This is a genomic window from Rhizobium sp. BK313, from assembly GCF_014193655.1.
Taxonomy (GTDB): Bacteria; Pseudomonadota; Alphaproteobacteria; order Rhizobiales; family Rhizobiaceae; genus Rhizobium.
This window is the reverse complement of sequence record NZ_JACHZQ010000001.1, coordinates 21629-35094: the sequence shown is the minus strand read 5'-3', so window position 1 is coordinate 35094 and position 13466 is coordinate 21629. Positions and strand designations below refer to the sequence as shown.

12 protein-coding genes are annotated in these 13466 nt (G+C 60.2%); 8 read left to right on the top strand and 4 right to left on the bottom strand.

The window, feature by feature from the left end:
• Positions 1–2: 2 nt before the first annotated feature.
• The gene (locus FHT86_RS00170) at positions 3–545 is read left to right on the top strand and encodes a hypothetical protein (RefSeq protein WP_133704858.1); all 543 of its coding nucleotides are present in this window, start codon (positions 3–5) and stop codon (positions 543–545) included.
• A 2-nt stretch (positions 546–547) separates the two neighbouring features.
• Here the strand turns inward: FHT86_RS00170 and FHT86_RS00165 are convergent, their stop codons facing one another.
• Entirely contained in the window at positions 548–976 is a 429-nt protein-coding gene (locus FHT86_RS00165; protein ID WP_034503705.1) for an OsmC family protein, read from the bottom strand.
• Positions 977–1128: 152 nt separating this feature from the next.
• Here FHT86_RS00165 and FHT86_RS00160 point away from each other — a divergent pair, with 152 nt between their 5' ends.
• Entirely contained in the window at positions 1129–2394 is a 1266-nt protein-coding gene (locus FHT86_RS00160) for a glycerate kinase (protein ID WP_133707026.1), read from the top strand.
• A 17-nt stretch (positions 2395–2411) separates the two neighbouring features.
• Here FHT86_RS00160 and FHT86_RS00155 read toward each other — a convergent pair whose 3' ends face one another.
• On the bottom strand, positions 2412–2597 hold the full coding sequence (locus tag FHT86_RS00155; RefSeq protein ID WP_133704857.1) for a hypothetical protein: 186 nt from the start codon (positions 2595–2597) through the stop codon (positions 2412–2414).
• A 256-nt stretch (positions 2598–2853) separates the two neighbouring features.
• Between FHT86_RS00155 and FHT86_RS00150 the strand changes: the two genes are divergently transcribed.
• Together FHT86_RS00150 and ggt are read left to right on the top strand one after the other, a co-directional pair.
• Entirely contained in the window at positions 2854–3609 is a 756-nt protein-coding gene (locus FHT86_RS00150; protein WP_133704856.1) for a DUF4239 domain-containing protein, read from the top strand.
• Between the two features lie 78 nt (positions 3610–3687).
• The gene (gene ggt, locus FHT86_RS00145) at positions 3688–5433 is read left to right on the top strand and encodes a gamma-glutamyltransferase (protein ID WP_133704855.1); all 1746 of its coding nucleotides are present in this window, start codon (positions 3688–3690) and stop codon (positions 5431–5433) included.
• Between the two features lie 3 nt (positions 5434–5436).
• Here the strand turns inward: ggt and FHT86_RS00140 are convergent, their stop codons facing one another.
• Positions 5437–6306, bottom strand: coding sequence for an NmrA family NAD(P)-binding protein (locus FHT86_RS00140; RefSeq protein WP_133704854.1), 870 nt, complete (start codon positions 6304–6306; stop codon positions 5437–5439).
• 486 nt (positions 6307–6792) lie between these two features.
• Between FHT86_RS00140 and FHT86_RS00135 the strand changes: the two genes are divergently transcribed.
• From FHT86_RS00135 to FHT86_RS00120, 4 genes are all read left to right on the top strand, one after another.
• Complete coding sequence (locus FHT86_RS00135) at positions 6793–8247, top strand: MFS transporter (protein WP_133704853.1); 1455 nt, start codon at positions 6793–6795, stop codon at positions 8245–8247.
• Between the two features lie 199 nt (positions 8248–8446).
• Positions 8447–8899: a (2Fe-2S)-binding protein gene (locus FHT86_RS00130; RefSeq protein ID WP_133704852.1), complete on the top strand. Its 453-nt coding sequence runs from the start codon at positions 8447–8449 to the stop codon at positions 8897–8899.
• Entirely contained in the window at positions 8896–11199 is a 2304-nt protein-coding gene (locus FHT86_RS00125; protein ID WP_133704851.1) for a xanthine dehydrogenase family protein molybdopterin-binding subunit, read from the top strand. Before FHT86_RS00130 ends, FHT86_RS00125 begins: the two co-directional genes overlap by 4 nt.
• The gene (locus tag FHT86_RS00120) at positions 11196–12581 is read left to right on the top strand and encodes a cytochrome c (protein WP_133704850.1); all 1386 of its coding nucleotides are present in this window, start codon (positions 11196–11198) and stop codon (positions 12579–12581) included. The genes FHT86_RS00125 and FHT86_RS00120 overlap by 4 nt, the downstream gene beginning before the upstream one ends.
• A 166-nt stretch (positions 12582–12747) precedes the next feature.
• On the opposite strand, the gene FHT86_RS00115 is transcribed toward FHT86_RS00120, so the two are convergent.
• Positions 12748–12957: a cold-shock protein gene (locus FHT86_RS00115; RefSeq protein WP_065696414.1), complete on the bottom strand. Its 210-nt coding sequence runs from the start codon at positions 12955–12957 to the stop codon at positions 12748–12750.
• Between the last annotated feature and the right edge of the window lie 509 nt (positions 12958–13466).

The following is a 13466-nucleotide window of genomic DNA, read 5'->3' as shown; positions in this document are numbered from 1 at the left end:
CGATGAGCCATATCACGCCGATCGATTACGACACCGCCTCCGAAGCCGTCCGCGCCGAACATGATCGCGAAGTCCAGCTACGCGGCCGCATGACCAATATGAAGCGGACGCTGCTGCACTCACCAGTGGCACACCGTATCTATGCCGAATGGTTCACGCTACGCGATGAACTGCGCCCGGCGCTGGACGACCGCGCGGTCTGGCTTTTCTGCCACGCGATATCGCTGGAAAGCCGCTCGACTATTCCGATCGGTTTCTTCCGTCGGGCGTTGATCAACGCAGGCCTGAAGCCGGAAACGATCGTGCCGACCGAAGACGAGGCGCTGCTGATCGATTTCGGCAACGCCATCGTCAGGGATTCCAACGCCGTGCCGGAAGAATTATGGGACCGATTGAAGGCACGTTATGATGAACCGACTCTCGCCAACCTCGTGGCTTTCGCCGGCATCATGATCGCCACGGCGGTCTACAACAACGTCGTGAAAGTGGATGTCGATCCCGAGCTTGGACCATATCTCGAAGGGTTTGAGCTGCCCGAACGGTGAAATCACCCCGAAATCACCGTCTCGAATTTCGGATTTCCTCGGATTGTATTGCTGACCGTGCAGATCTCATCCTCGGCGGCGTGCGCGATGGCATTGCGGATCTCGTCACCGAAGTCGCCTTTGATCGTGAAGGCGATGTTGAATTTTTCGACGCGCGACAGCCCTTCCGTTGCCTTCTCGCCGGTCACGACGGCGGTCACTTCCGTCAGTTTGTCGAGCACGCCGAGGCTGCTCGCAGCCATGCGGGCGCTAAGGACGAGGCAGGCGGACAGCGACGAATAAAGCAGGTCGAGCGGATTGAAGCCCGGCTGCGATGGCGACGTGACGATATCGATCTCGCCGCCCGTCACCGACGTCACATGTGGAAGGCCGGTGCGGCCGACCGTTGCCGTAGCGCCCGTCTGTCTCGTCTTCACCTTCAATTCGGCCATATCGAAAATCCCTTAGGTAAAATCGTTGAAACTGCTGCTTAAAACATAGGGATTCACCTCGCCCGACACAATCGGCGTTACCAGGCCTTGCGTGTTCGCGTCAGTTGAGCCACCAAATGGCTAGAGCCCATCGCAGACAGGTAGATTTCGACATGACCGTTTCCGATCCCCGCACCTTCCTCACCTCCCTCTTTGATGCAGCCGTTCGCGCCGCCGATCCCATGACCGGCATCCGCACCCATCTGCCGGCAAAACCAAAAGGGCGGACGATCGTCATCGGTGCCGGCAAAGGATCGGCACAGATGGCAGCCGCTTTGGAGCAATGCTGGGACGGCCCGCTGCAAGGACTGGTGGTGACGCGCTACGGTTTTGCCGCTCCCTGCCGACACATCGAAATCATTGAAGCCGCCCATCCTGTTCCGGACGAGGCCGGCCTCGTCGCTTCCAGGCGGCTGCTGAAGCTCGTCGAGGGACTGACCGAGGACGATCTGGTGATCGCTCTGATCTCCGGCGGTGGCTCGGCGCTACTGCCCTCCCCGGCAGGCGCCCTTACTCTTGCTGACGAGATCGCCGTCAACAAGGCGCTGCTCGCGTCCGGCGCGCCGATCTCGGCAATGAACGTCATCCGCAAACATCTGTCGACCATCAAAGGCGGCCGCCTCGCAACGTCAGCCTATCCGGCAAAGGTCGTCTCACTGGTGGTTTCCGACATTCCAGGCGACGATCCGGCTCTCGTCGCCTCCGGTCCGACCGTGCCCGGCGCCGGCACGCGCGCCGAAGCGCTCGACCTCATCCGTCTCTACCGCATCGAACTGCCCGCCGCCGTCCTCGCGCATATCGAAAAGCCGGAAGCCGATGCACCGCGGCCGGATGATTCGCGCTTCGCACGCAACGAAGTGCATGTCATCGCATCCGCCGGCGTCTCGCTGGAGGCTGCGGCCAAAGTGGCGCGCCAGGCCGGCATCGAGGCGGCTATTCTTTCGGATGCGATCGAAGGCGAAGCGCGCGAGGCAGCGCATGTGCATGCCGCCGTCGCCCGCGAGATCCTTCATCGCAACCGGCCTTTTGCCAAGCCGATCGTGTTGCTGTCGGGTGGTGAGACGACCGTGACGCTGACGGGTAAAGGCAAGGGCGGGCGAAACTCCGAATTCCTGCTGTCGCTGGCGATCGACATCGACAGCCACACCGGCATTTACGCCATGGCTGCCGATACCGATGGTATCGACGGCAGCGAAGACAATGCCGGCGCCTTTGCCGACGCGAGCACGGTGGCGCGGCTGCGCAAGGCTGGGCTGGTACCTGCTGAGATGCTGAGAAACAACGACGCCTGGTCGGCATTCAACGCGATCGGCGACCTCTTCGTCCCAGGCCCCACCGGCACTAACGTCAACGATTTCCGCGCTATTTTGATCCGCTGACCTGCAGGACCGGCGGATCAATGACTGGTTGTGGCGCAATCCTCACAGCGCCAATAGGCCGGAGCCGTCGAGATCCATCGGAAAAAGTGGCGGTGACAATGCACACATTCGATTTCGACGACATGCGTCTTCCTGGCGATGATGAACGTTTTCGGCTGATTGTCGCGTTCGTTCTTCCACTGCTCAAGTTTCGTGACGGTCATGTCAATTCTCCACGCAATACTTCCGCCTCGATGAGGCCTTACCTAAAGTAGACTGCTGTGATCAAAGAAATATTGCGAGTGCGAAATAGCGCTTATCCCTATGATTTTAAAGGGTTCTAATACGAAAGATCGGTTGCGCAATTTCCATCTAATTCTGTGAGGTTAGTCCGAATCGGCAGGTATAACCCAATTGGGCGGTGGATTGATCGCGCGATGGCAAATCGGCAAACTGTGCTGGAAGCGGGAGGCGGGTTTCATGCACGAAATTATTGTCGCGGCACTGATCTTTGTGTGCCTGGTCGGTGCCTCGCTCGGAACCTTGCTGACCTATGGAAAGCTTGCCCCGCACCATCGTCAGGAAGACACGAACACTACCGTGCGGCTGGTTGCCAATATCTTCGTCGTCATGACGTCGCTGGTGCTCGGACTCATGATCAATTCAGCGAAGAACACCTTCGAAGCAATTGACCACAACGTTCATGCCTATGCTACCGCCTTGATCCTCTTCGACAGAACGGCCCGCGAAATCGGCCCTGCCGCGAACGATGTGCATGAAGGCTTGATCACCTATGTGCGACGTGCCGTAAATGTCGACGAAACCACAGAAGACCCACTGGTCAGGGGCGACAGAACCTCGGAGGCGATGCTGGAAAGCGTCGGCAAGAGCTTGAACGCCATCAAGCCAGCGGATGACCAACAAGCCGCGCTCTGGGCTGATGCCCGCCAACAATTTCGGAAAATCGTCGAGCAGCGCTGGGTGCTTGTCGAACAGTCCGAAGGGTCAATTCCGCCGCTGCTGATCGTCATGCTGGTTGCATGGCTCATCCTGATCTTCGCCAGCTTCGGTTATCGTGCGCCGCGCAACATGGTCATCGTAACGATGTTCGTCCTTTCCGCCTTTCTAATTTCCGCTTCGCTTTATCTGATCCTCGATCTGGATGTGCCTTTCTCCGGGCCGATCCAGGTTTCCGACGCGCCAATGCGGCGGGCGCTCGCGGAATTTCAGCAATAGAAATTGCGCAACGCCACTGGACACAACGCTTCCGATAGGCTCCCTTACAGCGAAACCTGATTTTCGGGAGGGACCATCATGCGCCATTTCCGCCAACGGGCGATATCTTCAGCCACCATCCTCGCCTTCTGGCTCTTTTCCATCACCACCGTTCAAGCCGCCGCGCCACAGCCGGTCGAAGCTGAGCACGGGATGGTGGTAACTGCCCAGCATCTGGCGACCGATGTCGGCGTCGACGTGCTGAAGAGCGGCGGCAACGCCGTAGATGCCGCAGTTGCGGTTGGTTATGCCTTGGCTGTGGTCTATCCGACCGCCGGCAATATTGGCGGCGGCGGCTTCATGACCATCCGGCTGAAGGATGGCAAGACGGCCTTCCTCGATTTCCGCGAACGCGCACCGCTCGCCTCGACCAAAACCATGTATCTCGACGACAAAGGCAATGTCGTCAAAGGCGCAAGCACGGACGGCTATCTCGCCGTCGGCGTGCCGGGCTCCGTCATGGGCTTCGAGACGGCCCGCGAGAAATACGGCACGAAAACCCGCCAGGAACTGATGGCGCCGGCGATCCGCTACGCCAAGGAAGGCTTTACGCTGAACCAGGCCGATGCTGCCCAGCTGAACGAGCGCGTGAAGTGGCTGTCGCGCGATCCAGCCACGGCCGCGATCTTCACCAAGCCGAACGGCGCTCCCTTTTCCACCGGCGACCGCCTGGTTCAGCCGGAGCTCGGCGCGGCCCTCTCCAGCATTTCGGAACAAGGCCCGGACGGCTTCTACAAGGGGTCAACCGCCGACGCCATCGTCAAGGCCAGCCACGACAAGGGCGGCATCCTGGCAAAGGAGGATTTCGAGCAGTACAAGGTCCGCGAGCTCGATCCGGTCAAATGCAATTACCGCGGTTACGAGATCATTTCCTCGCCGCCACCCTCTTCCGGCGGCGTGATCATCTGCGAGATCCTCAACGTGCTGGAAGGCTATCCGCTTTCCTATACCGGATACGGTTCGGCCGACACCGTGCATCTCATGGTCGAGGCCATGCGCCACGCCTATGTCGACCGCAATTCCGCGCTGGGCGATCCCGATTTCGTCGACAATCCCGTCAGCAAGCTGCTGGATAAAGACTACGCCAAGAAGATTCGCGACAGCATCGATTCCTATCGCGCCGGCGTCTCCAAGGATCTGATGCCTAAAGGCCTCGGCGAAAGCCATGAGACGACGCATTATTCGATCATCGACAACGACGGCAATGCGGTTGCCGTAACCTACACGCTGAACGGCTCCTTCGGCGCCGGCGTGGTCGCGCCAGGCACCGGCATCCTGCTCAACAACGAGATGGACGATTTTACCTCAAAACCGGGCGTGCCAAACCTTTATGGTCTGGTGCAAGGCGAGGCCAACGCCATCCAGCCGAAGAAGACGCCTCTCTCCTCGATGAGCCCGACGATCGTGGCAAAGGACGGTAAGCCCTTCATGGTGATCGGCAGCCCGGGTGGCGCGCGCATCATTACCATCACCCTCGAGGCGATCGTCAACGTCGTCGATTTCGGTATGGATATTCAGCAGGCGATCGACGCGCCGCGTATCCATCATCAGTGGTTGCCGGATAACGTCTATACCGAGCCCTACGCGCTGTCTCCCGACACGATCAAACTGCTGACCGGCATGGGCTACAATGTCCAGGTGGGCGGCGCTTGGCCGGTCTGGGGTCAGGCCGCCGGCATTCTCGTCGGCGGCAAGAGTCTCAGCGATATCGCCGAGGGTGGAGGAGCTCGCTACAACGGCGCGATGGACAGCCGCGCCGGTTCTGGTCTCGCCGAAGGATACTGATCCTCAGGCGATCTTGGCGAGCTCGGCCAACACGGTTTCAAAGGGCGTCGGCGCGACCACGTGCTCGTTGACGCCAGCCGGTTCGAAGTCGATCCAGTCGGAGTTGAAGCTTTCGATCATCTCGATGCGCGGCTCAGGCCAAGCCGCGCCCTGTGCCCGGAAAAGCTCTTCCCACTCGGCGCGCGGGACGGGCTTGGCGACGACCGGGCGACCGACGGCCTGGCCGATCAGGGTCGCGATTTCGGCCTGCGTATAACGCTTCGGCCCTTCGATCTCAATCACCCGGCGGCCGGTCCAGCTCTCGGCCATCGTCCTGGCAGCAATGGCACCGATATCGGCTGTGGCGATCATCGAATAAGGCTTGTCGAGCGGCGCCAGATAGCTCGCCATTTCACCGGTTTCTCGTGCCGGTGCGATATCCCACAACGAATTCTCCATGAACCAGGCCGGCCGCAGAATGGCAATCGGCATGGTCAGCGGCGCCAGCGCCTCTTCCAGCATGTGTACCTGGGTGATGAGCCCGAGGCCGGAGGTGCGCTGACCGCCGATTGACGACAGCATCACGACCTTGCCCGGCCTCGCGCGCTGGATGGCGGCCGCTTGCGCCGCGGCATCCTTGCGGGCGCCCGGGAAGCCCGGATCGGGTGCGAAATTCGGCGAGGCCATGACGAAGACGCCTTCGGTGCCCTCGAAAGCCCGCGTCAGCGCATCGGCATCATCGAAAGTGGCGACGGCAACTTCCGCACCCAGCCTTTCCCATTCCGCGCCCTTCGCCCGGTCGCGAACGATGGCCCGGACCTTGTGGCCGGCATTGATGAGGGCGCGTGCGGTCGTGCCACCGACCTTGCCGGTGACGGCAGTGATTGCAAACATGATCTTCTCCTTGAAGATATGATTAAGTGTTGGAAGTCAGGTAGCCCAGGCCGGGCCGGCGGCAAAAATCGCATGCGCGCGGCGAATGCTGTGGAATGCACTCCCTTCGATGTTCATGGCCGGTCTCCGATTTGGTTTCGGAAACCTTATGCAACAAGATAGAACGTGACTTAAGCGCCATTATGTCAGTAGATTCCTGACATAAAATCAACAATTGAACACACCATCTTACGCGGGAAAACAGACCGTGATCGACACAACCACCGCTGAGCATCACCGTCTGTTCATCTGGCATTCATCGGCTGTGACATTCCTGCCCACGTGCGTCGTTTTTTCCATTTCGATCAATAAGATTTGCAAATTCGGATATAGCCATGACGCCTGAGCGGGAGTATACAGCCCTCGTTCCAATCGGCCTTTGCGCTGTTACCAGACTTGCGGTTCTGTCTTTGGACCCCACCGCGCCATCGAGAGCGATCCCCGACAATGTCGGACCAGATTTTCCAGGCCGCCCCAACCCGGCGGGCCGCCCCTAGTTTTCGTGTAATCGCGCTTATCGTAGCAAGCGCCATGTTCATGGAGCAGCTTGACGCGACCGTGCTCGCCACAGCGCTGCCGACCATGGCGAGAGATTTCGGCGTCAGCGCGCCGGCGATGAGCATAGCGCTCACCTCCTATCTGCTTAGCCTCGCGATCTTCATTCCAGCAAGCGGCGCGATCGCCGACCGCTATGGCTCGCGCACGGTCTTCCGCACCGCCATCGCCGTTTTCGTCGTCGGCTCGCTCCTCTGCGCCCAGGCGCCGACCCTGTTTTTCCTCGTCGTCGCCCGCCTGATCCAGGGCCTCGGCGGCGCTATGATGATCCCGGTCGGCCGCCTCGTGCTGATGCGCAGCGTCGCGCGCAAGGACATGGTGTCCGCCATGTCCTGGCTGCTCATTCCGGCGCTTGTCGGCCCGATTCTCGGCCCCCCGATCGGCGGCATGTTCGTCACCTATCTGGATTGGCGCTGGATCTTCTACATCAACGTGCCTATCGGCATTATCGGCTTCGGCCTCGTGACGATGTTCATCGAAGACGTTAAGGGCCCGATGAACGGCCGCTTCGACTTGTCGGGCTTCGTCCTCTCCGGCATCTCACTCGGCTCTCTGCTATTCGGCTTCGAAATGTCGAGCCGCGAAGGTGAAGGTTATCTGGCCGTCTTCCTGATTTCGATCGGCCTGTTGTTCGGCATCGCTTACCTTCGTCATGCTCGCAAGCATCCGTCGCCGATCATGGATTTCTCGCTGATGAAGGTGCCGACCTTCGGTGCATCGGTCATAGCAGGCTCGCTGACGCGCATCAGCCAGGGCGCCACGCCCTTCCTCATTCCACTGATGCTGCAGCTCGGCTTCGGCCTGTCGGCCGCCTCTGCCGGCCAGATCTCCATCGCCACAGCCCTCGGCTCGATGGCCATGAAGCCGATTCAATTGAGAATCCTGCGTACACTCGGCTTCCGCACCAGCCTGCTGATCTTCGGCGTGATCGGTACACTCGGCTACGGGCTTTGCTCAACTTTCCGGCCCGACTGGCCGCTGCCGCTAATTTTCGTGATTCTGTTCTTCTGCGGCTTCTTCATGTCGTTCCAGTTCACGGCCTACAACACCATCGCCTATGACGAGATCGAGCGCGACCGCATGAGCTCGGCAACGAGCTTCTACACGACGTTCCAGCAGTTGATGCTGTCGCTCGGCATTTGCGTCGCAGCCCTTGCCCTGCATGGCTCGATGTATGTGCGTGAACATGCGACCGCCGAAATGAGCGACTTCTCCGTCGCCTTTATCGTCGTCACCCTGATCGCGCTTCTCGCAATGGTCTGGAATGCCCGCTTCTCGAGCACTGCCGGCTCAGAAATCAGCGGACACCGCAAGAAGTCGCCCGAGGATGCGCTCGGCGGGCACTAAGTTGGTCGCACAAAGGCCTCGAAAAGCTCACTGCATTGTGATCAAAAAGATGAACACTTCAAAGCCTTTGAACGAAAACTAACAAAGGCAACGAAGTTTTCGGTGTTATCTTTCTCCCCTGCCATTCGTTTGATTTGGCACGATCTTATCCAAAACCGCTTCACGGTATTTGGAATCCTGCCCCAGGGGAGTCCTCAATATGATCCAACTGAATGTGAACGGGCATAACGTCGAGGTCGACGTGCCCGGCGATATGCCTTTGCTGTGGGTGCTGCGCGACACCCTTGGCATGACCGGTACCAAATTCGGCTGCGGCATCGCCCAATGCGGCGCCTGCACGGTCCATATCGACGGCAGGGCCATGCGCTCCTGCGTGCTGCCCATTTCCGCTGTCAGTAACCGCAACGTGACGACGATCGAGAAAATCGGCGAGACCGATGCCGGCCATCGCGTGCAGACCGCCTGGCTGAAGGAAGAAGTGGTCCAATGCGGCTACTGTCAATCCGGGCAGATCATGTCGGCCGCCGCCCTGCTGGCCCATGTTCCCAACCCGACCGACCCTGAGATCGATGCGGCCATGGCCGGTAACATCTGTCGTTGCGGCACCTATGAGCGCATTCGCCGCGCCATCAAGGAGGCCGCAAGCGCATGAGCGATCAGGTCTTTACTCCCACGCGTCGCTCGCTGCTGAAGGGCGCGCTCGTTCTCTCCTTCGCACTGCCGCTCGCAACCGGCAGGCTGCGCGCCGCAGCGCTTGCGGAAGCAGCGGCTGTCGGTGCAGGCGACAACGCTGCCTTCCACCCCTACGGTCTCATTAGAATCGATAGGAGCGGCATCACCCTCGTTATCCCGAATGTCGAAATGGGCCAGGGCATCTACACCGCCGAAGCCATGCTGATGGCCGAGGAGCTGGAGGTCGATCTCGACCAGATCCAGTTGGAAGCAGCTCCGGCCAACCCGAAACTCTATGCCACCGCCCTGCTCCATTCGCAGGGAACCGGCGGCTCCACATCCATTCGCAGTTGGTGGGAACCGCTGCGCAAGGCAGGCGCAGGTGCCCGCACCATGCTGATATCAGCCGCCGCCAATCAATGGCAGGTCGATCCGGCAAGCTGCAAGGCCGAACGCGGCGCCGTGCTGCATCCCGCAAGCAGCCGTACGATCGCCTACACCGCCATCGCCGCCGACGCCGCCAATCTGCCCGTTCCGGCAGATGTGCCGCTGAAAGATCCCTCCACCTTCCGCATCGTCGGCAAACCGATGAAGCGGCTCGACACGCCAGCCAAAGTCAATGGAACGGCGAAGTTCGGTCTCGACATCCGCGTGCCCGGCATGAAAGTTGCGAACGTGATTGCCTGTCCCGTCTTCGGCGGCACGCTGAAGGCCGTCGACAGCACGGCGGCGCTGGCCGTCCCGGGCGCCATCAAGGTGTTGACCATCGATAATGCCGTCGCCGTCGTCGGCGACAATACATGGGCTGCGCAGAAGGCAGCGCGGTTGCTGAACATCACCTGGGACGAAGGGGCGAATGTCGCGCACTCCTCCTCCGACATCCACGCCCAACTGGCACAAAGCTTGGAACAGGGCTCGCCGATCGTGGCGCTGGACGAAGGCGGCGCGCGCGACGCGATCGAGAAGGACAACAAGCGGATCGACGCAATCTACGACCTCCCCTTTCTCGCGCATGCGACAATGGAGCCGATCAACACCATCGTCCATGTCCGCGCGGACGGCTGCGATATCTGGTGCGGCACGCAGGTACCGGCCACGGCCACGGCGATTGCTGCCAAGATCACCGGCCTGCCGCCGGAAAGCGTCAACGTGCACAACCAGCTCCTCGGCGGCGGCTTCGGCCGGCGTCTGGAAGCGGATTCGATCGCCCAGGCGGTCGCCTTGGCAAAACAGGTCGATTTCCCCCTGCAGGTCGTCTGGACGCGCGAAGAGGATATCCGGCACGATTACTACCGGCCGGCCTATCATGATCGCATCTCGGCTTCCCTCGGCCCGGATGGCGTACCGACCGCGCTCTGGCATCGTGTCACAGGCGGCTCGGTACTCGCGCATTACGCCCCGGGCGCGCTCCCGAAAAACGGGCTCGACCGCGACGCTGTCGAAGGCTCGACGGAAACGCCCTACAAGATCGAGAAGCATCTGGTCGAATATGTCCGCCAGGACCCGCCGGAGCATTTTCCTATCTCTTGGTGGCGCGGCGTCGGCCCGAACCACAATGTCTTCGTCATCGAAAGCTTCATCGACGAACTGGCGCATGCCGCCAAGGACGACCCGGTCGACTACCGCCGCAAGATGCTGGCGGATAATCCGCGCGCGCTCGCCATGCTCAATCTTGCGGCGGAAAAATCCGGCTGGGGTCAGCCGCTGCCGGCGCGCAGCGGCCGCGGCATCAGCCTGCATCAGGCCTTCGGCAGCTTCTGCGCCCTGGTGTTGGAGGTCGAAGTCTCGCCACAGGGCGATATCCGCATGAACAAGGCCATCGCAGCGATCGATTGCGGCTACACCGTCAATCCCGATACCGTCGTGGCGCAGATCGAAGGTGGGACGATCTTCGGCCTGTCGGCGGCGCTTTACAGTGGCATCGAATTCGATCGCGGCCGCACCGTGCAGAGCAATTTCCACGACTATCGCATCCTGCGCATCGACGAAGCACCGAAGCTGGAAGTCTATCGCGCCGAAAACACCGAAAAGCCGGGTGGCATCGGTGAGGTCGGAACGGTGTCTGCGGCCCCGGCCCTCGGCAACGCCATCTTTGCCGCCACCGGCGTCCGGCTGCGCCGCCTGCCCTACGACCGTATGCAACTGATGTCGCAGGGTGCCGACAAGCATGTGGTCGGCAACCTCGCCCCTATCGGCGGCGCCGGTCTGGCGCTGCTGGCGCAGACAGCGCTCAGCCGATCGGAAGCGGGCAGTGAGCGTCGGGAGGGAGAAGGCCTATGAACCATTCCCTCTTCTCCCGGCTGGCGACGCCTATTGTCTCTGGCGTGATGTTCGCTGTCAGCGCCACGCTTGCAGTGGCTCAAAATACCGCCGACCCGGGATTGGTCGCCCGCGGCCAATATCTGACGCAGGCTGCGGACTGCCAAGCCTGCCACACCGTACCCGGCGGCCAGCCCTTCACCGGTGGCCGTGATTTCAAGTTGCCCTTCGGCGTTATCTATTCGCCGAACATCACGCCCGACAAGGACACCGGCATCGGCAACTGGAGCGACGACGATTTCGTTCGCGCTCTGCACCAGGGCATCGGCAAGGACGGTGAGCACCTCTATCCGGCCTTCCCCTACACCTCCTATTCCGGTATGAGCCGCGAGGATGCGCTGGCGATCAAAGCCTATCTCTTCAGCCTGCCGCCGATGCATGCGCCGGCAAAGCAAAACGCGCTGTCCTTTCCCTTCAATCAGCGTTGGGGCATGACCTTCTGGAATGCGCTCTACTTCACGGACGCGCGTTTCCAACCTGATCCGAAGCAATCGGCGGACTGGAATCGCGGCAACTATCTCGCCAATGTGCTCGGTCATTGCGGCGAATGCCACACGCCACGCACCGCTGCTTACGGTCTCGATAGTTCGAAGGCCTTTGCGGGCTCTCCTGTCGATGGCTGGCGAGCCTATGATATCAGTTCCGACAAGGATCACGGTCTTGGCAACTGGACCGACGAACAGTTGGAATCCTATCTTTCCAACGGCCACGCGGATGGCCGCGGCGCCGCCTCCGGACCGATGGAAGAGGTCGTCCGTCTCAGCCTCAGCCATCTAACGAAAGAGGATATTCATGCGCTGGCCACCTATTTGCGCTCGGTGCCCCCGCAGGCAAGCTCCGACGATCCCGTCGTTGACCCCGAACCGCCAGCTCTACGCGATGCGGCCTACGTGCCGTCCTCGACCGATCCCTCGGTCGGGCAACGCATTTTCGAAGGCTCCTGCGCTAGCTGTCACGGCTGGGACGGCAGCGGGCTGCAAACGCCCTATGCCGCGCTGAAGGGCAGCGGTGCAGCCAATGACACCGAAGCGCTGAACCTTGTGCAGGTCGTGCTGAACGGCCAAACGGTTCATACCGCCAATGGCGACATGCGTATGCCCGCCTTTGCCAACGCACTGACGGACACGGAGATTGCCGCTGTCGCCAACTTCGTCGTCGACCGCTTCGGCGGCAAGCAGGCCGGCATCACCGCCGAGACGGTGGCGAAGATGCGCAGCGGCGAACAGGATCTCGGCATCCTGGCGCTGGCCAAATGGATCATCCCCGCAATCCTGGTGATTGTGCTGGTGATTGCCGCGCTGCTTGTGACCAGACGCGGCCGCCAGACGCCATATCCCGCCTGAGCCGCAGCAAAAACAAAAGAGCGCCGGTTCAAGACCGGCGCTCTTCGATTCACTGCTGCTCGCCTGGAGCAAAATACAAAAAAGGCCGGGCTAACCCGACCTCTTCCTTCATCGCCTCAACGATCGATGCCAGTACATCCGTGGTCAAAGACCGGAAGCAAATGCCTTACATGGATTCAAGCTGGTCAGCCGACATCTTGCCCGAACGCTTGTCCTTGACAAGCTCGTAGGAAATCTTCTGGCCGTCACGGAGGCTGCTCATTCCAGCGCGTTCAACCGCGGAAATGTGCACGAAAACATCCGTCGCGCCGTCGTCAGGCTGAATGAAACCAAAACCCTTGGCAGCATTGAACCACTTTACAGTACCTGTGCTCATAACGATGACCTTTCAATCACTCATATAAAGATCGCATTCCAGGCAACCGCCCGGGTGCAGTAGACCGATTTTGAGAGGGAAGTTCGTCAGTGTCGCGCAGAGTGCGTCGAGGCAAAGTTCATTCAGCAATATCGATGCACGGCTTATACCGGATGATTGAATTTGCCACAAGGAAAAACATGTAAAATATCGAAAATGACTAAATATTTCGCCCAAAATGGCCCGCGCGACATAAAATAATCACTTATTGACGATCAAAATCCGATAGTGTTTCTCCCGCTATTTCCGGGATTTTTGCGCTATCCTATGTAGGGTTTGTCGGCATTTTTCTTTTTATCTCCCGGATTTCTGCGCGAAAATTCCGCCGGATTTCTTGGAAAGCGACAGAATTATATCGCCAATACGAATGCCATCCGATACAGGATGGGACTTCCCGCGTTGTGGGCGCGGATGATCATCCGCCCAAAGTCCACAAGCAACGCCAACGCCGACACGAACCATGGAGGCCA

Coding starts and splice junctions, on each gene's coding strand:
- FHT86_RS00155 (WP_133704857.1), bottom strand. CDS start 2,597: ATGACCGTCACGAAACTTGAGCAGTGGAAGAACGAACGCGACAATCAG.
- FHT86_RS00140 (WP_133704854.1), bottom strand. CDS start 6,306: ATGTTTGCAATCACTGCCGTCACCGGCAAGGTCGGTGGCACGACCGCA.
- FHT86_RS00165 (WP_034503705.1), bottom strand. CDS start 976: ATGGCCGAATTGAAGGTGAAGACGAGACAGACGGGCGCTACGGCAACG.
- FHT86_RS00130 (WP_133704852.1), top strand. CDS start 8,447: ATGATCCAACTGAATGTGAACGGGCATAACGTCGAGGTCGACGTGCCC.
- ggt (WP_133704855.1), top strand. CDS start 3,688: ATGCGCCATTTCCGCCAACGGGCGATATCTTCAGCCACCATCCTCGCC.
- FHT86_RS00125 (WP_133704851.1), top strand. CDS start 8,896: ATGAGCGATCAGGTCTTTACTCCCACGCGTCGCTCGCTGCTGAAGGGC.
- FHT86_RS00115 (WP_065696414.1), bottom strand. CDS start 12,957: ATGAGCACAGGTACTGTAAAGTGGTTCAATGCTGCCAAGGGTTTTGGT.
- FHT86_RS00160 (WP_133707026.1), top strand. CDS start 1,129: ATGACCGTTTCCGATCCCCGCACCTTCCTCACCTCCCTCTTTGATGCA.
- FHT86_RS00150 (WP_133704856.1), top strand. CDS start 2,854: ATGCACGAAATTATTGTCGCGGCACTGATCTTTGTGTGCCTGGTCGGT.
- FHT86_RS00170 (WP_133704858.1), top strand. CDS start 3: ATGAGCCATATCACGCCGATCGATTACGACACCGCCTCCGAAGCCGTC.
- FHT86_RS00120 (WP_133704850.1), top strand. CDS start 11,196: ATGAACCATTCCCTCTTCTCCCGGCTGGCGACGCCTATTGTCTCTGGC.
- FHT86_RS00135 (WP_133704853.1), top strand. CDS start 6,793: ATGTCGGACCAGATTTTCCAGGCCGCCCCAACCCGGCGGGCCGCCCCT.